Annotated in this window: 21 protein-coding genes; 8 read left to right on the forward strand and 13 right to left on the reverse strand. The window is 60.2% G+C overall.

What is annotated here, in order from left to right; genetic code table 11:
- Positions 1–546 (forward strand): dihydrofolate reductase family protein, encoded by a 546-nt coding sequence (locus CKALI_RS03370; protein ID WP_156191958.1) that lies wholly within the window; start codon positions 1–3, stop codon positions 544–546.
- Here the strand turns inward: CKALI_RS03370 and CKALI_RS03375 are convergent.
- The 3 genes from CKALI_RS03375 to CKALI_RS03385 are packed head-to-tail and all read right to left on the reverse strand — an operon-like array spanning position 499 to position 3,337.
- Positions 499–1,650 carry an aminotransferase class I/II-fold pyridoxal phosphate-dependent enzyme gene (locus CKALI_RS03375; RefSeq protein WP_156191959.1) on the reverse strand — a complete coding sequence of 384 codons (1,152 nt, stop codon included), beginning with the start codon at positions 1,648–1,650 and terminating at the stop codon, positions 499–501. The genes CKALI_RS03370 and CKALI_RS03375 overlap by 48 nt on opposite strands.
- Positions 1,647–2,345, reverse strand: a complete 699-nt coding sequence (locus CKALI_RS03380) for a 6-carboxyhexanoate--CoA ligase (protein ID WP_156191960.1) — start codon at positions 2,343–2,345, stop codon at positions 1,647–1,649. Before CKALI_RS03380 ends, CKALI_RS03375 begins: the two co-directional genes overlap by 4 nt.
- A gap of 20 nt (positions 2,346–2,365) precedes the next feature.
- On the reverse strand, positions 2,366–3,337 hold the full coding sequence (locus CKALI_RS03385) for a YeiH family protein (protein WP_156191961.1): 972 nt from the start codon (positions 3,335–3,337) through the stop codon (positions 2,366–2,368).
- 30 nt (positions 3,338–3,367) lie between these two features.
- On the opposite strand from CKALI_RS03385, the gene CKALI_RS03390 reads away from it, so the two are divergent.
- The 3 genes from CKALI_RS03390 to CKALI_RS12290 all read left to right on the forward strand — a co-directional run bounded on the left by CKALI_RS03390 (position 3,368) and on the right by CKALI_RS12290 (position 5,894).
- Positions 3,368–4,633 carry an alpha/beta fold hydrolase gene (locus CKALI_RS03390; protein ID WP_156191962.1) on the forward strand — a complete coding sequence of 422 codons (1,266 nt, stop codon included), beginning with the start codon at positions 3,368–3,370 and terminating at the stop codon, positions 4,631–4,633.
- An 80-nt stretch (positions 4,634–4,713) separates the two neighbouring features.
- Positions 4,714–5,709 (forward strand): bile acid:sodium symporter family protein, encoded by a 996-nt coding sequence (locus tag CKALI_RS03395; protein WP_156191963.1) that lies wholly within the window; start codon positions 4,714–4,716, stop codon positions 5,707–5,709.
- A gap of 59 nt (positions 5,710–5,768) precedes the next feature.
- Positions 5,769–5,894, forward strand: a complete 126-nt coding sequence (locus tag CKALI_RS12290) for a hypothetical protein (protein ID WP_269076361.1) — start codon at positions 5,769–5,771, stop codon at positions 5,892–5,894.
- Here CKALI_RS12290 and CKALI_RS03400 read toward each other — a convergent pair.
- Genes CKALI_RS03400 through CKALI_RS03415 form a run of 4 tightly spaced genes read right to left on the reverse strand, consistent with a single transcriptional unit; the run spans position 5,871 to position 10,748 of the window.
- Complete coding sequence (locus CKALI_RS03400; RefSeq protein WP_156191964.1) at positions 5,871–7,463, reverse strand: dipeptide ABC transporter ATP-binding protein; 1,593 nt, start codon at positions 7,461–7,463, stop codon at positions 5,871–5,873. The genes CKALI_RS12290 and CKALI_RS03400 overlap by 24 nt on opposite strands.
- Positions 7,460–8,290 carry an ABC transporter permease gene (locus CKALI_RS03405; RefSeq protein WP_156191965.1) on the reverse strand — a complete coding sequence of 277 codons (831 nt, stop codon included), beginning with the start codon at positions 8,288–8,290 and terminating at the stop codon, positions 7,460–7,462. The genes CKALI_RS03400 and CKALI_RS03405 overlap by 4 nt, the downstream gene beginning before the upstream one ends.
- Complete coding sequence (locus CKALI_RS03410) at positions 8,287–9,231, reverse strand: ABC transporter permease (RefSeq protein WP_156191966.1); 945 nt, start codon at positions 9,229–9,231, stop codon at positions 8,287–8,289. Before CKALI_RS03410 ends, CKALI_RS03405 begins: the two co-directional genes overlap by 4 nt.
- Positions 9,228–10,748 (reverse strand): ABC transporter substrate-binding protein, encoded by a 1,521-nt coding sequence (locus tag CKALI_RS03415; RefSeq protein ID WP_156191967.1) that lies wholly within the window; start codon positions 10,746–10,748, stop codon positions 9,228–9,230. The genes CKALI_RS03410 and CKALI_RS03415 overlap by 4 nt, the downstream gene beginning before the upstream one ends.
- Before the next feature lie 98 nt (positions 10,749–10,846).
- Here CKALI_RS03415 and CKALI_RS03420 point away from each other — a divergent pair, with 98 nt between their 5' ends.
- Together CKALI_RS03420 and CKALI_RS03425 are read left to right on the forward strand one after the other, a co-directional pair.
- On the forward strand, positions 10,847–11,377 hold the full coding sequence (locus tag CKALI_RS03420; RefSeq protein WP_156191968.1) for a hypothetical protein: 531 nt from the start codon (positions 10,847–10,849) through the stop codon (positions 11,375–11,377).
- Between the two features lie 125 nt (positions 11,378–11,502).
- A complete protein-coding gene (locus tag CKALI_RS03425; RefSeq protein ID WP_156191969.1) occupies positions 11,503–13,356 on the forward strand; it encodes a BCCT family transporter in 1,854 nt (617 codons plus the stop codon).
- A 40-nt stretch (positions 13,357–13,396) separates the two neighbouring features.
- Here CKALI_RS03425 and brnQ read toward each other — a convergent pair whose 3' ends face one another.
- Together brnQ and CKALI_RS03435 are read right to left on the reverse strand one after the other, a co-directional pair.
- The gene (gene brnQ / locus CKALI_RS03430; RefSeq protein ID WP_156191970.1) at positions 13,397–14,782 is read right to left on the reverse strand and encodes a branched-chain amino acid transport system II carrier protein; all 1,386 of its coding nucleotides are present in this window, start codon (positions 14,780–14,782) and stop codon (positions 13,397–13,399) included.
- A 135-nt stretch (positions 14,783–14,917) separates the two neighbouring features.
- The gene (locus CKALI_RS03435; protein WP_156191971.1) at positions 14,918–16,762 is read right to left on the reverse strand and encodes an ABC transporter ATP-binding protein; all 1,845 of its coding nucleotides are present in this window, start codon (positions 16,760–16,762) and stop codon (positions 14,918–14,920) included.
- Positions 16,763–16,848: 86 nt separating this feature from the next.
- On the opposite strand from CKALI_RS03435, the gene CKALI_RS03440 reads away from it, so the two are divergent.
- A complete protein-coding gene (locus CKALI_RS03440) occupies positions 16,849–17,376 on the forward strand; it encodes a hypothetical protein (protein ID WP_156191972.1) in 528 nt (175 codons plus the stop codon).
- On the opposite strand, the gene crtI is transcribed toward CKALI_RS03440, so the two are convergent.
- Together crtI and CKALI_RS03450 are read right to left on the reverse strand one after the other, a co-directional pair.
- Complete coding sequence (crtI, locus tag CKALI_RS03445; protein WP_156191973.1) at positions 17,366–18,847, reverse strand: phytoene desaturase family protein; 1,482 nt, start codon at positions 18,845–18,847, stop codon at positions 17,366–17,368. The genes CKALI_RS03440 and crtI overlap by 11 nt on opposite strands.
- A complete protein-coding gene (locus tag CKALI_RS03450; RefSeq protein ID WP_231580522.1) occupies positions 18,847–19,713 on the reverse strand; it encodes a phytoene/squalene synthase family protein in 867 nt (288 codons plus the stop codon). The genes crtI and CKALI_RS03450 overlap by 1 nt, the downstream gene beginning before the upstream one ends.
- A 62-nt stretch (positions 19,714–19,775) precedes the next feature.
- Here CKALI_RS03450 and idi point away from each other — a divergent pair, with 62 nt between their 5' ends.
- Positions 19,776–20,330: an isopentenyl-diphosphate Delta-isomerase gene (idi, locus tag CKALI_RS03455; RefSeq protein ID WP_156191974.1), complete on the forward strand. Its 555-nt coding sequence runs from the start codon at positions 19,776–19,778 to the stop codon at positions 20,328–20,330.
- Here the strand turns inward: idi and CKALI_RS03460 are convergent.
- Both CKALI_RS03460 and treS read right to left on the reverse strand, forming a co-directional pair.
- Positions 20,327–21,466 (reverse strand): trehalose synthase, encoded by a 1,140-nt coding sequence (locus CKALI_RS03460; protein WP_156191975.1) that lies wholly within the window; start codon positions 21,464–21,466, stop codon positions 20,327–20,329. The two genes, idi and CKALI_RS03460, sit on opposite strands and share 4 nt — an antisense overlap.
- 6 nt (positions 21,467–21,472) lie before the next feature.
- Positions 21,473–23,224, reverse strand: a complete 1,752-nt coding sequence (gene treS, locus CKALI_RS03465) for a maltose alpha-D-glucosyltransferase (protein ID WP_156191976.1) — start codon at positions 23,222–23,224, stop codon at positions 21,473–21,475.
- Positions 23,225–23,294 lie beyond the last annotated feature (70 nt).

Consider the following 23,294-nt stretch of genomic DNA (forward strand, 5'->3'; position numbering starts at 1 on the left):
ATGCGCACCGTAAACGCCCACCTGTTCAGCTCCGTCGACGGCAATGTCGAAAGCCCGAACCTGTTCCAATTCGACTGCTTTGGCCCCGACGAGGCCGAGATGATGACCTCCGCGATGTCCGGGATCGACACCGGCATCATGGGGGCACAAATCTACCGCGAATGGTCCCAGTATTGGCCCGGCGTCACGGATGACTTCGGGCCGATCATCAACCCGATGCGCAAGTTCGTAGCCTCCACCACGCTTGAGGCCCCGCTCAGCTGGGAAAACTCGGAGCTCATCGAGGGCGAACTCATCGAGTTCGTCCGCGAACTCAAGACCACGGAGGGCGGCGGCATCACCGTCTTCGGCATCTCTGTCATCCGTCAGCTCCTGCTCGCCGGGCTCCTCGACAAGCTGCACCTGACCATCCACCCAGCCTCCGGCGGCCCAGGCAAGCGACTTTTCGACGGCATCGACCAGCCCACCCGCCTCGAACTGCTCGACGCGAAGGTGTCCTCAGTTGGAAACCTGCTCACCACTTACGCGCTGAAGAGCGCTGACTAACAGATCTATCTGCTCCTCCGAGTGATCGGCCATCACGGTCACCCGGAGGATCGCCTCGCCCCGTTTCACAGTAGGGTAGCGGATCGCCGGAACCCACAGGCCCAGCTCTTTGAGCTGGGCCGATCTGCGTACGGCCTCAGTTTCGTCGCCGACCAGGATCGGGATGATCGGAGATGGGGAATCGGGCAACCCGAGGGCGCTGCGCAAGTGAGCGATGTTCTGGCGTAGGCGGGGGAGTTGGGCGTCGACAAGTCCCAGCGCGGCGAGGATCGCGGCGGGGGCACTGGCTGGAGTCGCGGTGGAGAACACGTAGGAGCGGGCGCGATTGCGCAGCAGCGTCGCGAAGTCGTGGCTGCAGCACACAAAGCCGCCCTCCGCACCGAGGGCTTTGCTGGCGGTGCCGATGAGGATGTCCGGAAGCGGGGCGCCGTGGTGTTCGGCGGAGCCGCGGCCGTGCGCGCCGAGAGTGCCGATGGCGTGGGCATCGTCGACCATGAGCCAGGCGTTGTGTCGAGCGCAGACCTCCTGTAACTCGGTGAGCGCCGCAATGTCGCCGTCCATCGAGAACAGCCCGTCGGTGATGACGAGGGCATGCTCTGTTTTCCGGCTTTCTAGCAGGCTTTCGAGAGCGACGGTGTCCCCGTGTGGAAACACCTCCAGGGGCACTCGGGAGATGCGGCAGCCATCGATGATGCTGGCGTGGTTGAGGGAATCGGAGAAGATGGTCAAGGAGTCGCACATTCCGCCGAGGGTGGCGATCGTCGACAGATTCGCTTGGTAGCCGGTGGCAAAGAACACCGCGTCCTCACTGCCAACGAAATGCGCAAAAGACTGTTCGGCAGCCACGTGGAGGTCGGTGGTTCCAGTGGTCAGCCGCGAGCCGCCCGAGCCCGCACCAAAGGTCTCCAGAGCCTCTTGAGCTGCTGCAATCACTAACGGGTGCGTGCCGAGGCTCAAGTAGTTGGAGGAAGAAAACAGCACAAAGTCCCGGCCGTCAATGCGTGCCACGGGGTGCTGCGCTGTGCTGAATGTTCCCGGTTGGCGGAGCAGCCCTGCAGCAGACCATTCATCGTTTCGGGTGCGGGCAAGTTCAGTGAGTTTCATCGCGGCATCACCAGCACTGGCGTGTTTTCCAAGTAGTCGATGGTCTCCGCCACCTCAGCGGCGGGCCCGTCGTAGAGAAATACCCGCGTGCCGAGTTTTTCTCCCGGTGCTTTACAATTGCGCAGCCGGTAGTACGTGCCCTCGAAGGCGATGTAGCCGGTGGTGTACGCCGGATCGTCAGAAATACAGAGCTCAGCCAGGATATTGGGGTGCGCGGCAACCTTCGCTGCCAGCGCCATCGCTTCCGCAAAGTACTGCTTCGACTCCGCCGCGGCCGAATCAGCATGATCCATGGCGCTGACCCGCACCCCGCGGTCCGGGTCGGGGGACAGGTTCGCGCCGGTGCGGGCGTCGATAAGCATGGCTCCTCGCAGTCCTGTCACCGAAAATAGCAGCTCCAGCGCGAGGGGGTTCAGCTTGTGGTCGGCGAAGAATTGTTGCAGGTAGGTGTGGGTTTCTGCCACGCTTTGCGACGCTACTTCCACGACCTCCAGTGCCGGAACCTGCACAATGTCACCGATGATCTCGGTGACCGAGACGTTGAGGAAATCTGGCACGCCGTTGGGGTGGCTCAGTGCGCGATTGGTGAGAGCCTGGGTGGTAGCCGGGAGCTGTGCGACAGTAACGATGCGCTCCGCGCCGGAAGTGTGTCGGCCACCGGCCGAGGCCCGCATCTTGACCGAATAAAGACTCATGCACCCATCTTAAACGGTGTTCAAATCAGCAGGGTGCCCAGGCTTGCTATGCCGATGACTCCAGCCGTGACCGTTAGACCCACTAGGAAGGGGCGCAGCCCGGATTTTGCGAGCGTCTGCGCGGTCACCGTGGTGCCGAGCGCAAACATGGCAGCCGCGAACAGCCACGTTTTGAGTTCAGCGAGCAGGCTCAGCAGCTCCTCGGGAATCGGGAGGAAAGTTCGCAGCAACACTGCGAGTAGAAAACCTTGGATGAAGAGCGGAAAGAGCGTCTTGGCGTTGGGTTTGGCGGACCCGCCCATCCCGATCAGTGCCACCACCGGTGCTAGCAGCAGTACCCGGCCCAGTTTCACTGCAACGGCCATTTCGACCACGCCGGAGATCATTCCGGCAGCCACCACTTGGCCAACCTCGTGAGTGGAACCGCCGATGAAAAGACCTGCTTGTTCCGGGGTGAGCCCAAACGCCACAGCTACCAGCGGGCCAACGGCGATCATCGCCGTGCCGAGCACGACGATGACGGCAATCGCTGAGGCGAACTCTTCCGCCTTACGTTTGGGAAGCACGCTTTCCACCGCGCTGATCGCCGCAGCTCCGCAGATGGTGCACCCGGCGCCGATCATCAACACATGTTCGCGGGAGAGCGACGACCAGCGGGTGAGGGCAAAGGTCAGCGCAGTACCACCGACCACGATGGCGACGATAGTTGCTAGTGAGACCAGCCCCAGGTCGGCGAGCGTCGAGAGGGAAATCGAGAAGCCGAGTAGAGCTACGCCGAGACGCAGAACCTGCTTGGAAGCGAGTGTGAGTCCCGGGCGCCAGCGGTCGGAAAGCGGACGCGCGTTGCCGAGAATCATTCCGACAATGATGGCGACCAGGATGAGCGTCGAAACGCCAGTGAGCGCCTTGACCCCCAGATCGAGGACATACGCAATCACCGCCCCCACCACCGCGAGGACGAGCCCCGGCGCGAACTTCTGCACTGCAGTCATACTCAGTATTGTGCCCGATAAGGTGGAGATATGAATTCATACCGTCGCTTCGGACACACCTTCATCGAGCACACCCTTGAGGTTCCCCTGGATTACTCCCGACCGGAAGGGGAGACCATCACGGTGTACGCCCGCGAAATTCAGCCCGACGGTGGCGCCGACCTGCCTATGCTGGTGTACCTCCAGGGCGGTCCGGGATTTCCAGCGCCTCGACCGACTGGTATCGACGGTTGGATGGCGCCGATGCTGGAAAAGTACCGGCTGCTGCTACTTGACCAGCGCGGTACCGGCCGCTCGACCCGCGTAGACGCCTCGTCCGGGTGGTCCGCCGATCAACTTGCCCAGCTGCGTGCTGACAATATTTGCCGGGATGCGGAAGCCTTCCGGGAAATGCTCGGACTCGAGCGTTGGTCGCTGCTCGGCCAGAGCTTTGGCGGTTTCTGCATCACCACCTACTGCTCGATGTTCCCCGACCGCATCGAACGCGCATATCTGACCGGCGGGCTGCCTGCCGTGGGCACGCCTATCGACGACATTTATCGCGCCACCTACTCCGCCCTGCGGCGCCGTCATGAGCAGTTCTACCAGCAGTTTCCGTGGGCTGAGTCCCGGATTCGGGAGATCTGTCATCACCTGGACCAATCGGAGGAGACGTTGCTGACCGGAGAGCGGCTCAGTTCCCGGCGCTTCCGCACCATCGGCATTGAGCTGGGGCGGGGAAGTGGCTTCGATACGTTGGGCTATCTGTTGGAGGAGCCATTCCACACGGTGTGGGGCGAAAAACGCCTGCGCTCGGACTTCTTGCTCGATGTGGGGCAGCGGGTCTCCTTTGCTGGAGGCCCCTTGTATGCGGCTATGCACGAGGCAATTTATGCAGGTCCCGGCGAGGCGACCCGTTGGTCTGCCCACCGGATCCGGGAGGAGATGGCCGGATTTGAAGAGGGCGCAGATCCAAACGAGACTGGGCCGTTTTATCTCACCGGCGAGCACATTTTCCCGTGGCAATTTGACGAGGACCCGGCCCTACATGGCTTGAAAACTCAGGCCCAGGAACTGGCCGAACGCACCGATTTCCCTTCGCTCTACGACATTTCGGCGCTGTCCGCCGTCCCCGCCGTCGTGGCAGCGGCGGTCTACGTGGACGATGTGTTCGTGCCATTTTCCTACTCGATGAACACCGCAGCCATGTATCGCGATGCCCGCACCCTGGTGACGAATCAATATCAGCACGATGGGCTGCGCGTAGACGGGGCGAAAATTGTGCGGGAGCTCGACAACATGGTGTCCGATCACTGAGTGGGGGTGTGGCTTGCATCACCCGAAAAGATTTCATAGAGTGGGACCCAATATCCGCTTAGTGAGATTTGGAGCCCGTAATGAGCCAGACCGCCCACCTGCCCACGAAAGAAGACAAATCCGCGGCGTTTGCCGTCGCGGCTTTCCCCGCGGTCATTCTCATCGCCGCCGTTGCCGCATTCTTCTTTCCGAGTGCGTTCACGCCATTGGCTCCCCATGTAACTACGATGCTGATGATCATCATGTTTTCCATGGGCCTTACCCTCACCATTCCTGACTTTCAGGAGGTGGCGCGTCGACCGATCCCAATTTTCATTGGAGTGGTTGCTCAGTTCGTAGTGATGCCTTTGGGCGCCGTGGCCGTCGCCAAGCTGCTCGGCTTGGGGCCTGAGCTTGCCATCGGCCTGCTGTTGCTCGGTTCCGTCCCCGGCGGTACCGCGTCCAATGTCATCGCGTACCTGGCGAAGGGAGACGTGGCGCTGTCAGTGGCCATGACCTCTATCTCCACGCTCCTGTCGCCTATCATGACGCCACTGCTCATGCTGTTGCTCGCGGGCGCAGACACCGACGTCAATGCTGGTGGGCTGGCCATGGGCCTGGTCAAAACGGTGCTCGTACCCGTCATCGGCGGCCTGGTCATCCACCTCTTGGTACCAAAACTGGTGGAGAAGGTTATCCCGATCCTGCCGTGGTTGTCCATCGTCGCAATCGGTGCCGTGGTGTGCCCCTCGGTGGCCAAGAGCTCTGAAAAGCTTGCTTCTGCAGGCCTGATGTTGTTTGTGGCTGTGCTCCTGCACAACCTGCTTGGCTACGCACTCGGCTACTTGGCTGCCAAGCTATTCAAGGAAAATGTTGCCGCTTGCCGGACTACCGCGATCGAAGTGGGAACTCAGAACTCCGGACTTGCCACAGGCATGGCAGGCCAATTCTTCTCGCCGGAAGCAGCTCTCCCGGGCGCTGTAGCGACCGTTGTCCACAACGTCATGGGAGCAATCATCGCTTTCTTCATGCGACGTTCGGGCGCTACGACCCCGACCGTTGCAGCAGCGGAGCGTGTCGAAGCACCTGTAGTCTAAAAGTAGCCTAACCTGGTGGAAAGAGCCCGCCACCTCGTATCCATCAGGAGATAGGTTTCATGGAGTTTTTCGCATTACCCGCCGCGCAGCAGGCAGAATTCGAACGGCTCACGTCCATTTTTGAGGTCGAGGAGGAACACCTTCTCGACGCAGACTTCCTCCTACCGACCATCTACGAAAGCTAGCCGCGGGATAGCCGCCAGCAGCGTTCGGGTGTATTCCTCCTGCGGGTTCCCATAGACCTGCTCGACTGGGCCACGTTCAATCACACGTCCCTGATTCATCACGACCACGTCGGAACACACCTGTCGAACGACCGACAAATCGTGTGAGACGAAAATGAGCGACATTCCGTGCGCGCCCACCAAATCCTCCAGGATGTTGAGCACCATGGCGCGCACGGAGACATCCAGGGCGGAGACCGGTTCGTCCGCGAGCAAGATATCCGGGCGCACCGTGATGGCCCGGGCGATGGAAATGCGCTGGCGCTGACCGCCAGAGAACTCATGCGGATACCGGCTCAGTGCTGATTCCGGTATGCCCACCTCATCCAGCACTGTCCGTACGCGCGCGAGACGATCCGCCCGAGACACACCACGCAGCGGCTCGGACACCGAATCGGCGATCGTCATCCGCGGATCCAACGAAGAAAACGGATCCTGAAATACCATCTGGGTCCGACCCGTGACTTCGACTGAACCGGACGTTGGCTTATCCAATCCCGCAATGATCCGCAGAATCGTCGACTTTCCAGAGCCCGAGCCACCCACGATCCCCAGCCGCTGCCCCTTGCGCAGCGTGAGCGAAACTTCGGAGGCAGCCAGAGTTTCCGAAGAACCAAACAGTGAGCGGCGCTTGTACACACGACTGACATCGGTGACGCGCACGATTTCCTCGCCGGGCTCGGGACGATGCGGCGTCGCTAAGGCAACGCCCGGCTGGTAGCTCTCCTGCGCGGCCGAACGCACGGTATACAGGTGGCCATTTTCGTCGCGTGCGTCCAGATCCGAGGCCGCCAGCAACCCGCGGGTATAGGCGTGCTGCGGACGGCTAAGCATGAGATCGGTGGGGCCGTCCTCCACGATATGCCCATCCCGCATCACCAACACCCGCTCGCTGACCGTGCTCACCAACCCGAGGTCGTGCGTGATAAACAGCAAAGCCGCGCCGTGTTTTTCGGCCAGCTCAATGATGAGCTCCACGATCTGACGCTGCACCGTCACATCCAGCGCAGTGGTCGGCTCGTCACACAGCAGCAGATCCGGGCCGCCCGCCAGCGCCATCGCAATGAGCACCCGCTGGCGCTGCCCACCGGACATCTGGTGCGGGTAGCGCCGCGCCATCTCCGGTGCGAGACCGACATCTGCGAGCAGGTCAGTGGTGGCCGCCTTTGCCTCGCTTTTCGACGCCATCGAGTGCACCGTCATGACCTCGGCGATCTGCGCCCCAACCGTCATCAGGGGATTGAGCGCGGTCATCGGCTCCTGGAAGATCATGGAAATCTTGTGGCCCCGCAGCCGGGCCAGCTCTTTTTCGGAAGCGCCGAGCAGTTCACGCCCATCGAACTCGACGCTGCCCGTTGCCGTGAGGTTGCCGTCAAGCAGGCCCATAATGGCCAATGCTGTGAGGGATTTTCCGGAACCGGACTCGCCGATGAGTCCAACGCGCTCGCCGGCAGCTATTTCGAAGGACACACTGTGGAGCAATTGCGCACCGGAGGCGGTGGTGACACACAGGTTATTCACGCTGATCATAGGGATTCCACCTTTACGGATCGGCGGGACTTCGGATCGAGGAGGTCGCGCAGGCTATCGCCCAACAAGTTAAAGCCCAGCACGGTGACCGCAATAGTTGCGCCCGGCCACACCGCAAGCATTGGCGCGCTGGCCAGGGAGCTCTGGGCATTTTGCAAGAGCCTGCCCCATGATGGATCTGGCGGCGGAGTGCCTAGTCCCAGGAACGATAGGGCAGCCTCGGCGAGGATGGCGAGGGCAAACGAAACGGAGGCCTGCACGATCAGCATCCCGGCGATATTCGGCAGCACGTGGCGCAACGCGATGAGCCAGCTCGGCACGCTCGCGTCGCGGGCGGCGAGGATGAAGTCTTTGCTCATGACCTGGATCGTGCCCGTGCGGGTGATGCGGGTGAACGCTGGGATGGAAGCAACGCCGATGGCGGCCATGGCCGTGACTGTAGACGAACCCCAAATAGCGCCGGTGATGATCGCCAACAGCAGGGCTGGGAAGGCTAGCAGGACATCGGACATGCGCATCACAACGCTGTCCACCCAGCCGCGCGTCATCCCAGAGATAATGCCGAGCGGGGTGCCAATCGCCGCGCCGATACCCGTAGCAACCACGCCGACCAGCAACGCGATCTGCGAGCCGGCCATCATCTGCGAAAACACATCGCGGCCATAGCGATCCGTGCCCATCAGGTGCTTCAGGCTTGAGCCCTGCAACCGATCCGCAGGCATGGCGTGGATCGGATCGTAAGGAGTCCAGAAGAAGGAGACCAAGGCAGCGAGCACCACCGAGGAAACAATGACCAGGCCGATCTTGCCGGAAAGATTGAGTTTCATTGCGCCCTCGTTCGCGGATCGATGATCGTGTGCGCAATGTCCACGGCAAGGTTCACCAGCAGGGTAAACAGCACGAGCAGCATCACGATGGTTTGGACTGTGGTGATATCGCGGCCGACGACGGCGTCGAGAAGCATGGAGCCCAGCCCCGGGATGGCAAAGACCCGCTCGATCACCACGGCACCCACCACCAGCGAGGTCAGCTGCAGGCCCGCGACAGTGGCCACCGGTAGGGCGGCGTTGCGGAGCCCGTGTCGGCGCAGCGCTTGCAGCGTGGTCAAGCCCTTCGCACGGGCAGTGCGCAGGAAGTCGTCCTTTAAGATGTCCAGCACGGCGCTGCGCACGTAACGCGTCATGATTGCGCCTTGAACCGCGGCTAGCGCACCTGCGGGAAGAATCAGGCGGGACAGGAAACCGGTGAAGGAATATCCCGGCGGGATCCACCCATTGGCGGGGAACCAGCCGAGCCGCACCGAGAAGATGGATACCGCGAGAATCGCAGCTAGGAATGACGGGATGGCGATGCCCAGTTGCGACGCCGCAGTAATGACAACGCCGTCCCACGAACGGGCGCGCAGCGCGGCCCACGTGCCGAGCGGGATGGCGATGATGAGGGAAAGCAACATTGCGGTGAGCACCAGAATGAGCGAGACCTGCATGCGATCCCACACCAACGGGGAAATCTCTGCACCGGAGGTGAGCGACCGGCCGAAATCGCCACGGAAGATCCCGCCCATCCAGCTGAGGTACTGATTGATCAGCGGCTGATCGAGTCCCAACTGGGTACGCTTGGCCGCCACGGCCTCCGCGGTGGCTGTCACACCGAGCGCAACCTCGGCAGGATCGCCAGGAACCACCCGCAGCAGCAGGAAGACAATGATGCTAGCGATGAAGAACGTGGTGAGGTAGCGCACCGCGAAGCGAGCGAGTCTCAAGGTCATGGTTGCTTCCCCAATCCTGCGAGGGCGATGCCGTCAGTTCGCACGTCTGGTTCTATGCCGGTGATGCCCTGTCGCGCGACAACAATGTTCGGGAAGTTGAACAGAGTATCGGCTGCGGCGTTGGCCATGATGTTGTCTACGGCCTGGTTCATGAGCTGTGGATACTCTTCGGCGGAACCTGTGTCAGCGCGAGCAAAGAGCTCTGCAGTGGCCGGATCGTCAAAGCCTAAGTAATAGCCCTTGCTGAACAAGGTGGTCAGATCGCGCGGTTCGACGTGGGCGATCAGAGACATGTCGTAATCCTTGCCCTTCAGCACCTGAGACAGCCAGACCGCGGGGAATTCCACCGACTGGATGGTCACATCCAAACCGATATCCTTCAATTGGGACACCACCAGCTCAGAAATCGCCGAAGCATAGGGCAGCGATGGCACGGTAAACACCACGTCGTTGTTGTCCTCGTTGATGCCCGCCTCAGCGAGCAGCTCGCGAGCCTTATCCGGATCGAACGGATACTGCTCCGACTTTTCAAACCACGGGTCAGTTGGTGGCACCGGAACTCCGCCGGTATCCACGCCGTAGCCATCCCACGCCGTATCGATCACCGCTTGCCGATCAATCGCGTGCATTACGGCCTGGCGCACTCGCACATCGTTGAACGGGGCGCGCTGATTGTTCATCGACAGCAACACCTCGCCGTTCGTCGTGCCCACCTGGACCTGGTAGTCGCCACGGGCGCGCAGGACATCCAACAGCTCGGGGCTCTGCATGGCCCAGACCACATCCACATCACCGGACTGCAAAGCGTTGGTTGCGCCTACTGCGTCAGAGAAGTAGCGGATCGCGGCGGTGTCATTGGCGGGGCGCTCGCCCCAATAATCTTCACGAGCAGAAAAAGTGAGCGACTGCCCAACCGCCCAGTGCTCCAGCTCATAAGGGCCGGTACCGATGGGCTCCTCAGCAAGCTTTTCGACGCCCGCAGGAGTCATCATCGCGCCCACAAAGGTGCCCATAGCCCACAACCACTGGTTGCTCGGGCGCTTCAGGTGCACTTTCAGAGTGTGCGGGTCCACTGCTTCAGTGCTCTCCACCACGGACATTTGGGACTTCAGCCCATTGGTCCACGCGTCAGAGCTGACACGATCGATGGAGAACTTGGCGGTGTCGGCGGTAAAGAGGTCGCCGTTGGAGAAGTGGACACCCTCGCGCAGATGAAAGACGTACTCCTGGCCGTCGGCACTGCGCTCCCAGCTGGTGGCGAGTAGTGGTTGGACATCGCCTTGTTCGTCGATCTGCACCAAGCCCTCGTAGACGTTCTTCATGAGCGCGCCGGGGATTGCTGCGCCGGCTGTCCGGGTGAAGTCGAGGGAAGCAGGCGGGCCGAAGGTGGCGACGACTACCGCGTTCGCATCGGCGATCCTGCCGACCCGAGTGGCGGTGCTACCCGCCGAGCACCCGCACAGTGCCAAAACGGCGCTGAGAGTGACTGTGGCGAGGACGGTGCGTAACTTGCGCATGTTATACCGATCTCACAGGAAGGGGTTGGTTAACACGCAACATTATATGGCGCATCCTCCGTATCCCTAACTTGCGCCTTAAGTTAGACTAGGCACCCGTGGAACCCATCCGAGTGACTTCAGATTTCGGCGCCCTCCTGCGTTCTCCCGCTGCCCGCGCCCTGGGCCTGCTGATCCTGGTGCTCGCCCCGCTGACATGGTTCCTGTACCGGTCGCTCGAAGCCACTTCCAATGAAACCCTTCGCCTGCTTTATGGGCTTGGGGTGGCGGCTCCTGCTGGCGGCATCGTGGTCGCAGTGTTCAGCTTTCTCGGATACCTGATACGCAAGCGGCGTACGGTGCTCAAGGTGGGGGAGCAGGTGACCTTGCCTCGCACGGGTGTTGATTTCGCGCTGCGAGATCTCGATTGTCTGCAGGTTTTCACTAAGGATGGCGCGTCGTATTTGGCGCTGTTTCCGGCGCATGTCCCGGAGCGACTCACAGCTGCCACCGCGCGGAGCGGGAATCACAAGCTCGACGGATATATTGTGGAATTTCCTCAATGGCCGAACTTGCAGACGTACGAGGTAGCGGACCGAATTCTCCAAGTTTTTCCGTCGGTGACAGTCGAAAAAATAGGTTCTGTCTAAATAACTGTCGCGTAACCGTTGAGTCACGGCTTGTGTTGTTCTTATGGATGAGTACGGACTGTGCAGCGATCGAGTAATAACCTCGATTTTTGATACAGTCCGAAATTCACATAGGAAGACTCTTCATGGATTCCATCAAGGTGGTCAATGAGACCACACCAGAAAACCCGCGGGAGCGAGCGTTTCTGGGGCTCAAGACAGATCCGCTGATCTTTTTGGCGGCAACCGGTTTCATCCTGGTGTTCGTGGTTGCCACGATCGCTTTTGGAAAGCGTGCACAGGAGGCGTTCACTGCGATCGCCGGTAGCTTGCTCACCAATTTGGGCTGGATGTACATCGGTGGTGTCTCGCTAGCCCTGTTGTTCCTGATCGCTGTGTTCGTTTCCCGCTTCGGCCGAGTCAAGCTCGGCGATGATGACGACGAGCCCGAACACTCCCTGCCGGTTTGGTTCGCAATGCTCTTCGCTGGCGGCACTGGCGCCGTCCTGATGTTCTGGGGCGTGGCCGAGCCGATCAATCACTATTACAACGTGCCGCAGAACAACGTCGATTCTCAAACGCAGGAGGCGGCCCGCCAGGCGATGGCCTTCACCTACTATCACTTCGGCATTCACATGTGGGTGATTATGGTGCTGCCAGGCCTCGCCCTCGGCTACTTCATCTACAAGCGTAAATTGCCGCCGCGCCTATCCTCCGTGTTCGCGCCACTGCTCGGCGCGCGCATCTACTCCACGCCGGGCAAGCTTATCGACGCCCTCGCCGTCGTCGGCACCGTATTCGGCATCGCCGTCTCGGTTGGCCTCGGCGCACTCCAGATCAATGCCGGTCTGCACAAGCTGTATGGTGTGCCGGAGATCAGCTGGGTACAGCTGTCCATTTTGCTGGTGATCACGATCGCGGCATGTTTGTCTGTGGCCTCTGGCTTGGATAAGGGCATCAAGATTCTGTCGAACCTCAACATCGGCATGGCAGTGCTGTTCCTCGTATTCGTCCTGATCGCGGGGCCGACGCTGACGCTGCTGCGTGCTTCCGTGGAGGCCTTCGGCATTTACGCCGAAGAGCTTCCGGAAATGATGTTCTGGACGGATTCCTTTGATCAGAACCCTGGTTGGCAGGGCAAGTGGACCGTGTTCTATTGGGCGTGGACCATTTGTTGGTCGCCATTCGTCGGCCTGTTCGTGGCGCGTATTTCGCGTGGCCGCACGGTGCGCGAGTTCATTGCCGGTGTGCTGGCCTTGCCGACGATCTTCGCCATCATCTGGTTTGCTATCTTTGGCCGCGCTGGCCTTGAACTCGAGTTCGCCGATCCTGGCTTCCTGACAACCCCTGTTGTCGTGGAAGGCGACGTCCCAGCTGCGCTATTCAAGTTCCTGGAGGCCTACCCGCTGACGTCGATCGTCGCCCCGTTGGCTTTGTTGATCGTCATCATCTTCTTCATCACCTCGATCGACTCTGCGGCGATGGTCACCGACATGATGTGCACTGGCGAAGAGAACCAGTCGCCGACGTCGTACCGCGTGCTGTGGGCCGTGCTCATCGGCTCGGTAGCGGCTGCACTGCTGCTCGTCTCCCCGGAGACAGGTATCGCCACATTGCAGGAAGTAGTGATCATCGTCGCACTGCCGTTTTTCTTGATGCAGTTCGTGATGATGTATTCCCTCATTAAGGGAATGGGTGATGATGCTGCTGCGCGTCGCCGAGTTCTCACCCGCAAGTGGGAGAAGACCGACACCCCAGAAAAGCTGGAAGCTCATGAGGCGCTGCCAGCTCCTGGCTATGACGAGGAAGGCAACGAGCTGCCTACGCTCCACTACGACTATGACGAAGAAGGACGCATCATCATCGCCGGAGACGTGGTTATTGCCGGTGACCTCGGCGTGGTGGGCGATATTGACGATGATCCAGACGATAGTGGCCCCAGCGCCGTCGGTGATGGACACACCGTGATCGAAACCACTCCACCACGTAACTGGACATAGAAAAAACCCTCGCTGGGCAGCGAGGGTTTTTCGGTTCAAACTAGAGCGTAGGGAGCTCAGGCTCGACGTCCTCACGGAAGACGATCTCTTCCTTCGGACGAGTGAAGTCGATAACAGCACCGATGACGGTGGCGATCAGAACTGGGACGACCCAGCCGAGATCAATCTTGTGCATTGGGGACCAGCCGATGATCGGTTCGATCACGTCGGAACCCCAGCCCAGGGTGTTGAAGCTCATCAGTGCGGCCCAGATGATGGCGACTGGGAGAGCCAGCTTGAACACGGTGTTCACGCGGCGACCGAAAAGTGGCTCGGCCAGAGTCAGGAAGATCAGTGCGATTGCTGGTGGGTAGAGGAAGCCGATGATTGGGCCAGCAATGGCCAGCACGGCATCCAGACCCAGAATGGACAGCAGCGTCGCGATGACGGTGAAAATGACTGCCCATACGCGGTAGGAAATAGATGGCACGAGGTGGTTGAAGAACTCGGAGGTTGCGCCGATGAGGCCGACGGACGTCGTGATGCAGGCAAGCAAGACGATGGCGCCGAAGACGATCATGCCTGGCTCGCCCATGGTGAGCTTCGCAGCGTCGGACAGCAGGGCAGCGCCGTTTTCGTACTTCGTTGGCTCCGGAATCACCTGACCGATCAGACCCAGGCCGACGTAGATCACTGCGAGCAGACCGCCGGCGATGACGGCAGCCATGGACACGCCACGGACGAGGACGTTGCCCTCAGGGAAGCCCTTGTAGCGCAGCGCGTTGACGACGACGATGCCGAAGGCCAGCGCGGCCAGGGAGTCCATGGTGAGGTAGCCAACGACCAAGCCATGTGCCATCGGAGCGGAAGCGTAGTCTTCGGTCACAGCGCCTGGGGTGCCGTTCAGGTTCAGCATGGACAGTACGACCAGCAGAACTAGGAGGATGAGCAGCAGTGGGGTCAGTGCTTTGCCGAGTGCGTCAACCAGGCCCGCAGGGTTAAGGGCGAGCAGCAAAGAGACACCGAAGAAGATAATGGAGAAGATGGCGTTGGCGGCGAGGCCGTCGGCACCCGTGATCGGGACGATGGCCGTTTCGAAGCTCACGACGCCGGTACGTGGCAGCGCGTAGAAGCAGCCAATAGACAAGTACACCAGCACTGGGAAGAGGATTCCGAACAGCGCGCCGCCTCGCTTAGCCAGGTCTTGCACGTTGTTACCCGTCAGAGCGATAGCCACCACGCCGATAACGGGTAGGGCTACGCCGGCGAGACAGAAGCCAATGATGGCTGGCCAGAACTTGTCGCCGGACTCGACACCGAGCATTGGCGGGAAAATCAAGTTGCCGGCGCCGAAGAACATCGAAAACAGCATCAAGCTGGTCGCGATGACGATAGTGGTGCGCGACTTCGAGCTCAACGGAGCTGCATTAGAGTCGGCAGTGGTCATGAGAAACCTTTCAAAGAATCCTGTTCTTTCGCTGATGATCTTGCAGCAAGGGGTGGTAGCTGCGCCATATCTGCAAAGTGTTCAATGATGCGGTGTCCCAATCCTAACCCGTTGTCTCACTAAATGGGAAAAAATCTAGGATTCGAGACCGAACTTTTGGAGTTTCCTGCGGTTTTCCACCGAATTGTTCGACGTTAGTTCCAAAAGCTCCGCATAAACGCCACCGGTGGTCGCGAGTTCGGCAGGGGATCCGATTTCGTCGACGTGGCCGTCGACAAGCGTGATGATCTTGTCTACGGTCGCGATGGTCGAGAGGCGGTGCGCGATGATCATGGTGGTGCGGCCCACCATCAGCTCGTCCAGACCCTTCTGTACGGCCTGCTCAGCCTTGGTATCCAGGGCCGAGGTGGCCTCATCGAGTACCAACACCGGGGCGTCCTTCAAGATCGCGCGGGCCACGGCGACACGCTGCTTCTGTCCACCGGACAGACGCAGGCCACGCTCGCCGATCACCGTGTCATAGCCGTCGGTGAACTTGGTGATGAAGCCGTGGGCATTCGCGCGCTTGGCTGCGGCGATGATCTCTTCTTCCGTCGCTCCGGGACGGCCATAAGCGATGTTCTCGCGCACCGTACCCGAGAACAAGGCCGCCTCCTGGAACACCACGCCCACAGAGGATCGGAGCGTTGCATTGTCCAGCTCGTCCACATCTCGGCCGCACACAAGCATTCGGCCGGCGCTCGGCCGATAGAGTCCGAGCAGCAAATTGACCAGGGTCGATTTACCGCCGCCAGACTCACCGACGAGCGCAATGCGCTCGCCCGCCTGCGCGGCGAAGGTGACATCGTGAATGACCTGTTCGTCGGTGTATCCGAAGCTCACGCCCTCGAAAGCGATGACCGGCTTATCCGGGACCGGGCGCAGCGGAGTCGCCTGCTCCGGATGCAATTCCGGAGTATCCGATGTGCTGGCAGCCTCAATGAGCTGGTGGTTCGCGGTATGTTCCGGCAGCTGCTCCATGACTTCGAAGTAATCCTTGGAACCGGCCACCGCGCGCTGCGCCGAATCCACCAGGAAACTCATCATGAACACTGGCTGCTTGGCCATATTAATCAGCTGTAGGAGCAGAACCAGGTCGCCGAGCGAGAAGAAGCCGTGCAAGGTGCGATAGAACAGCAAGAGGTAAATACCGAAAAAGATGAAGTTCATGGCCCCGCCACGCGCAAAGTCCATGAAGTGCCAGTAACGGGACTGCTCGCGGGTGAGGGTGACGGTATTGCCGTATCGACGTCCAAAGCTGCCCAACTCGCGCAGCTCCGAAACGAAGGACTTGACCACCTTGACCTGGCCCACCACCTCTGCGAAGCGTCCGCCTGCAGCATCAATATCTTTGTTCTTCGTGCCCTCAATCCGCTGCCACTTCTTAGAAGTCAGGGTGGTCAGCCACATGTACAGCGGGAAGATCACTGCCAGGAGCAACGCAAGTGGCCAGTAGTACCAGCCGGTAATTCCCAGCACCGCAACTGTGGTGATGAGCATAGGGAAAAAGTTGTTCGAGAACGACTGCAGGAACTGCGTAATCGAGGTGATCGATCGGTCGAGGCGAGCAATGATCGTGCCGGTGACCTGGTTGTCGAAATAGCCCTGGGGCAGGCTGAGTAGCTTGGCAAAGTAGCGCGTTGACAGGATTTGTCGCATGCGAGCGGACATGACATCGCCGATGTAACCGCCGATGTTGTGAATCGTCGTGTTGGCAAGCTCGGCGACGAACAAGGCAACCGCAAGGAAGATGATGGTCCGGGTCACACTATCTGCGGTGACCTCACCGCTGACTGCGGAGACGATCGTGTCCGTTGCGCTGCGTAGAACAAATGGAGTAACGAGAGAAAGCGCTGCGACCACTACCGAGGAGACGATCACGCCCACATAAAATGGCCACAGAGCGGAGGTGGTTCGCAAAATTCGAGCTAAAGATCGCACAGCTTTCCAATCAAAGTAGATGGTGACCTAGCTACAATATCCATAAGTACCGGGAAACTGCCCGTTGATACCCGCTAGGTTGATTCATGAAACTTCACGCCCCTGCTATCGCGCTCGTCGTCGCACTGTCGCTCACTGTTTCAGGGTGTGCCGCAGTGGGAGAGAAAATCAACGGTAAGCCAGCCTCTGCGAGCGGCGATGGGGAGAAGGTAGAAGTGACCAAGACCCCGGAGCCTCAATTCCAGCCGAAGCAGGTCGAGCCGATCGTGGCGAAGGATCCCACCGAGCCGGTGAAAGACGAAGGCCTAGGGGTGCAGTGGCGCATCATGTCGGTGAAGCAAGGCACTACCGGTGGCGCTCAGTTCCTCATCGAAATGAAGAATCTCAACGAAGAATTTGCCGTGCCACAATCGGCCGTGGGCGAACCAACGCTCACACTCAAAAGTGGCGGCCCCGTCAACTTGATGCAAGTAGAAGACCAGGGCCTCGACGCCCCGCTCGGCGCCCTAGCCACCACCATCGTCTCTTACACCTTCAACACCTCGCCGTGGAACCTCAGCAACGCTGAGCTAAAGATCGGCAATGCCGTCTTTAAGGGCTACCTCAACCTATAAGGCCTTGCTCCCTTAACCGAGTCAGTACGTTCTCCGCGCTGATCAGGCACATCGGCAACCCCACGCCGGGGACCGTGGTCGCACCGGCAAACAATAATCCGTCCACTTTGGCTGAGGAGTTGCTGCCGCGCAGAAACGCCGACTGCTGCAACGTGTGGGCTAAGCCGATCGCATTGCCGCGCCAGGCGTGGAAATCGGCGTGGAAGTCGCTTGGGCCAATGCTGCGACGAGCGACGATGTTGTCGGCGATGGTTGTTCCGGTGCGGTCGTCGATAAGCGCAACGACCTCATCAATGATCTGCTCGACGCGGGGATCGCCGCCGTAACCGTAGTCCTCGCGCGCCGGTACCGGGATGAGCACGAACACATTGGAGTGGCCTTCGGGCGCGCAACCAGGATCGGTCGCTGAGGCCTTACACACGTAGATGGATCGGGAATAGGAGCCGAGCTCGCCGGATGCGATGGCATCGAAGTCAACATCCCAGTCGTTGCTGAGGAGCAATTGGTGGTGGGTGAGTTCAGGCAAATCTCCCCGCACACCGAGCAGCGCGACGATGCAGCTAATGCCGGGATCTTTGCGCTTCCATTTCACTGTGCGAAGGGCCGAGGGCAAGAGCGATTCAGTGTGCTCGAGATCTGCCGCGGAAACGACGACATCAGCGGGAAGATGGCGCAGCTGCGCACCCTCGCGCACGCGCACGCCGGTGACCTGCTTACCCGAGGTTGTGATGCTGACCGCCTCGCAGTCGGTGTGAGTCTCGGCCCCCTTGTCTCGGGCCAGTCGAGCGATCGCGGAAATAAGTTCGGAGAAGCCACCCATCGGGTAGCGCACGCCCTCCACGAGGTCCGTGTGCGACAACAAGTGATACATCGCCGGGGTGCGCTTCGGCGCGCTGGAGAGGAATACCGCTGGGTACTCCAGCACTTGACGGATCCGCTGATCTGCAAAATCCCGTGCGACCCACTGGTGCAAATTGAGGGTCAGAAGCTGGGTGAGCAGGGCGATGTTACCTAGTACTGGCTTGGTCAAGAACGGGGCGAGCGAGCTGAACGTGGTGTACAAAAATGTATCCACGGCCACCCGGTACGTAAATGATGCCTTTTCCAGGTACTTAACTGTCTTGGCCCCGGCACCTGGTTCGAAGGATTCGAACAACTCGGGAACCTGGCCGGTCGTGATATCAAAAGCTGGGAGATCTTCGGGGAAAACCCGGTAAGCAGGGGAGAGATCCACCAGATCAAGCTGCTCCGCAGTGCTGGTGCCAAGGCTGGCGAAGAAACGATCGAAGGCCTCCGGCATGAGATACCAGCTGGGACCCGTGTCAAAAGTAAAACCAGCTACCTCGAGCTTTCCAGCGCGGCCGCCGAGCTGGGAGTTCTTTTCGATGAGTGTGACGGTAGCTCCGGCGTCGGCAAGCAATGCCGCGGTGGCAAGGCCAGCGATGCCACCACCGATGATGACGGCGTGCATCAGTTCTCCTTCATTCGAGGTGCGAGGGCCACTGCGCGGGCGGCCAGGTAGGACTTGCGGGCGGCGGGGACGCGGACGCGCTCGGCTTGAATCTCGGCAAGCGTTGCCGCTTCGAGGCGGTCGGTGAGGTCTTGGAAAAGCAAGTACGAGGCGTAAACGCCAGAGCGGGCGGTAAGCGGCAGCACAGGGATGCCGAGCAGCGCGATCTTCAAATCCTCCCGGATCTCCGCGATGAGCTCCGCCTTGGATGCTTCGGTGAGATCAAGGTAGTGCCGACCGAGCGCGGTATCGTCGGTGTGATAGTCGCGCAGGAAATTGATGAGCTGAAACGCCTTGCCCAGGTGCCGCGCCGCGACCGAGCACGTGCCTTGCGCCCGGTCATTTAGTGGCTGCTTGAAGGTGAAAATGCTCAGGCACATCAGGCCAATGACTTCGGCGGAACCAAAGACGTATTCCTCACGGGACGACGGCGTGTGCACACCAGGGGTGAGATCGGCGCGCATCGATGCGAAGAAAGCTCGCAGGTGCTCGGGATCAATCCGACAGGTGCGTGCTGTCTTAGCAAAGGCGTGGAGCGCGGGATTCGGCGAGAACTGCTTTTCTATCGCAGTGCAGGTGTCTGCCTCAAAACGGTTCAAAACCTCCGCGATGTCCTCGCCGCTCAGCCCCGCTTCAGCGGCCACGCCATCGACGATTTCATCCGCGATCCGCACCACCGCGTACAGATTGCGGATGTGGGTGCGTGTTTCAGGGCCGAGCAGCGTGCTGGCCAGCGAAAAACTGGTGGAATAGCAAGCGATCACGGTACTCGCCGAGCGGACAGCCATCCGGTTGAATTTCTCGAGTGGAGTCGCGCGATGTGTCATACCCTCCATAATCTCATGCCGATTGCCACAAACCCAGCCGTCACCAGCTACGGTGGATAGCTATGACTGTGAGCCCTGAATTGGTTGTCCTCGTTGCTCAGGACGGAACGCCGACCGGGACGGCGCCAAAAGCTTCCGTGCACACGACCGACACCCCACTTCACTTGGCCTTTTCTTGCTACGTTCGCAACAGTGAAGGGCACCTGCTGATCACCCGGCGCTCACTCCACAAGCTCACCTGGCCGGGCATTTGGACGAACTCCATGTGTGGACACCCCGCCCCAGGCGAGAGCTTTGAAGACGCCATTCAGCGCCGCGCCACCACCGAGCTCGGCCTGCCAGCGGGCTCGCTTATCGACGTCCGCCCCGTCCTTCCCGACTTCTCCTACCGGGCCACCGATTCCTCCGGCATCGTCGAATGGGAAATTTGCCCGGTGTTCCAGGCGAAACTCGCGCCGGGTAGTGAGGTGGCTCCGTTTGATCGCGAGGTGGATTCCTACGAGTGGGTAGATCCGGCGGCGTTGATTTCGGCAGTCCAGAGCGCTCCGTTTGCGTTCAGTCCGTGGATGGTAGAGCAACTATCGCACGAGCAGCTGCGCGCAGCGCTCCTGGGTTAGCCCACTAGGCGCTTGACTGCCTCCAGCGGGATGTGGAGCCAGTCGGGGCGATTGTTGGCTTCGTACACCACTTCATAGAGGGCCTTGTCCAGGATGAGAGCGCGGAGCAGGGCGCTGTCTTGGGCTCGGTATGCTGCGAGAAAGACGTCGGTGGATTCTTTCGCCCACGTTTCTGGGTCGGCGATCCTGCCACCGAAGTGCGCGGCGTAGTCGAAGGAGCGCACCAGACCAGCCACGTCTTGGAGCGGGGAGAACTTGCCCCGACGCTCGCTGAGTGGCCGGGCTGGTTCGCCCTCGAAATCGATGAACAAGTAGCGGTCGGAACTTCGCAGGATTTGTCCCAGGTGAGCATCGCCGTGAATACGCTGGATGGTTGTCTCGCCTGCGCTGGCTTCCTCGTAGACTGCGGTGATGGCAGGGCGGAACTCTTCCAACACTTCAGCCTGGCAGATGAGGGATTCCATGCGTCGTTTGAGACCATCGATGACCTGCGCTGCTGGCACGACATCCGAGCCGAAGGCTTGCGCCAGATCGTGGTGGATGTGGCGCAGCGCTTCGCCGATCATGGCCGCATCCTCGGTAAACGGCTCAGCGGTGGCGGTGGCTCGCGCCCACCCTTCTTCGCAGCCTTCCGCGAAATCTTGGACCATGGCGGTCACGTAGGTTTCGCCGTCCCACTCCACAGTGGAGTAGGCGCGCAGCGCCGGAACGTACGAGCACTTTTGCCCAGCCAGTCCCGTGAGCAGCTCCACATCCGGGTTGATCCCCGGTTCCAGCATGCGAAACAGCTTCGCGATCGCAGGCTTCTCACCTCGGAAAATCAACGAAGAATTGGATTGTTCAGCGGTCGACACCGATACTTGGGGCTCGGCGGGGATCACCGGTCGCGACAGAACTTCGAGCTCGCCCAGTCCAAAAGCTTCCTCGCGATCGAAGCACTCCTGGATGTGGGCGAGCACCTCTGGGGAATCTAAGACATCCTGTTGCCCGGACAGGATCAGCTGGTAGAGGTCGCCATCGACGTCGACAAGCGCCCAGGTGGCGTTACCCACGTCGGCGGTGGCTAGTTGTTTCAGTTCGGTGATTCCAGCTTGCTTGGAGCGGAAGAACCGCTGGTTAGCGATGCTTTCGTACATGGTGTCCTAACGGGTGAGATCGAACCAGAAGAAGCCGTGCGGTGCGAGAGTGACGGTCCATTCGCGATCACCAATCTCTGGGAAGCTTGCGCCGCCGGTGAGCTCGCGAGGCACAACGCGCACAAACTCAGACAAATCGAGTGAAACGGCTTGCGGGCGCTTAGAAAGGTTATTCACGCACAAGATAACCTGGCCGTCGTATTCGCGCAGATAACAGAAAACAGCGTTGTTCTCGGACTCCACCTCGCGAAAGGTGCCCAGACCAAACGCCTCGTAGTGCTTGCGCACGTGAATCAAGGAGCGCGTCCACTTGAGGAGCGAATTCTCTTGATTCATCTGGGTCTGTACGTTCACCGCTGCGTAGCCGTACTGCGCGTTCTGGATCGCCGGTAAGTACAGGCGCTCCGGGTCCGCCTTGGAAAAGCCGCCGTTGCGGTCATCGCTCCACTGCATCGGGGTGCGCACGCCGTCGCGGTCGTGCAGCCAGATGTTGTCGCCCATACCGATTTCGTCGCCGTAGTACAGCACCGGTGAACCCGGGAGAGACAGCAACATGGCATGGAACAGCTCGAGCTGGTTGCGGTCGCCTTCCAGCAAAGTCGCTAGACGACGCCGAATGCCGACGTTCGCGCGCATGCGAGGCTCCTTCGCATACTGCGAGTACATGAAGGTGCGTTCGTCATCGGTCACCATCTCGAGGGTGAGCTCGTCGTGATTACGCAGGAAGATGCCCCACTGTGCAGTCTTCGGAATCGGTGGGGTGTCCCGGATGATATTGGAGATGGGGGTACGAGATTCTTTGCGCACCGCCATGAATAGGCGCGGCATGAGCGGAAAGTGGAAGGCCATGTGGCACTCATCGCCGAGCTCTGGTTCGCCGAAGTACTCCACCACGTCGCGTGGCCACTGGTTTGCTTCAGCGAGCAGCACGCGGCCCGGGTATTCCTGTTCCACTACCTGGCGGCACAGCTTCAGGAATTCGTGGGTTTCCGGCAGGTTTTCGCCGTTCGTGTCCTCGCGTTCAAACAGGTAAGGCACCGCATCAAGGCGGAAACCGTCTAGACCAAGGTCGAGCCAGAAGCGCATTGCGTCGAGCATTGCGTCCTGAACTGCTGGGTTGTCATAGTTAAGGTCCGGCTGGTGGCTAAAGAAACGGTGCCAGTAGTACTGTCCGCGCACCGGATCGTAGGTCCAGTTGGATTCTTCGGTGTCAATGAAAATGATCCGGGCGTCTTGGTAGAGCTCGTCGGTATCGCTCCAGACATAAAAGTCGCCGTAGGGGCCGTTCGGGTCGCGACGTGACTCTACGAACCACGGGTGCTGATCCGAAGTGTGGTTCATTACGAGGTCAGTAATGACACGGATGCCGCGTTGGTGAGCTTGGTCAATGAGCTCAACAAAGTCATCCACCGTGCCGAACTCCGGCAAGATCTCGCGGAAGTTACGGATATCGTAGCCGCCGTCCTTCAACGGGGAATCATAAAACGGCGGAATCCACAGGCAATCAACACCAAGCCATTGCAGGTAGTCCAGCTTGCTCGTCAAGCCTGCTAGGTCGCCGACGCCGTCGTTATTGGCATCGGCGAAAGCGCGCACCAGCACCTCGTAGAACACGGCTTGCTTGTACCACTCGGGTTGCGGGCGCTCCCATGGTTCTTCGCCGGGCGCAGGTGCCGGGGTGCGGTAGCTATCGGCAGTTGGTTCAACAACAAAACCTTGGTCGTCGATCAGTGGGGTGGTGGAGATCGGTTCAGTCATACTTTCCAGCGTAGGCAAATCTCAACAACGGTGTCGTGTACATCACTATGATGGTGAGTACAATCCAAAA

Source organism: Corynebacterium kalinowskii, assembly GCF_009734385.1.
In the GTDB taxonomy this organism is placed as follows: domain Bacteria; phylum Actinomycetota; class Actinomycetes; order Mycobacteriales; family Mycobacteriaceae; genus Corynebacterium; species Corynebacterium kalinowskii.